Here is a 464-nt window from a genome sequence, read left to right as displayed (position 1 = left end):
GACCACCCGGCGAATAACGCCACACCAGTGACCGCCAGAATACTGGCAGACAATGTCAGGAGTCCTTTGAAGTCAAAACCCCATACAAATAGAGTGACTACCACTGTTCCGATTAACAGCAACACATTTACTGCAGCGAGCGCGGTTTCTTTCGATTTGTCTTTTAGATTTCCGTGCTCTGCATGTGCGATGATTCGTGGTCGTAGTACGTATTTAAAAAAGCCGTAGATAATGATGATAACCAACGTTAGCAACACATTTACTTTGTACATTGAAAACCAGGCCAAAAGCTCATCAAACATTTTTTACCTCAAGAATACTTTGCTTCAACTTCATACTTATTGTCTGTCTACGAGCATAAGCTATTCATAGTTTACGCTCATTCTATCTTCACTCTGGATATACTCCGACTCGGGGTCCACAAGCGCTCGTCCTGCCATTGCGGTGCGACCCAGCAACATAGG

Annotated in this window: 1 pseudogene; it reads right to left on the bottom strand. The window is 44.2% G+C overall.

Annotation, left to right across the window (positions count from 1 at the left end):
• Positions 1-302, bottom strand: a pseudogene (locus tag A3763_RS07055) (hypothetical protein); the annotation flags it as partial.
• Between the last annotated feature and the right edge of the window lie 162 nt (positions 303-464).

The organism is Oleiphilus sp. HI0128 (assembly GCF_001635365.1).
This window is presented reverse-complemented; position numbering and strand designations above follow the sequence as displayed.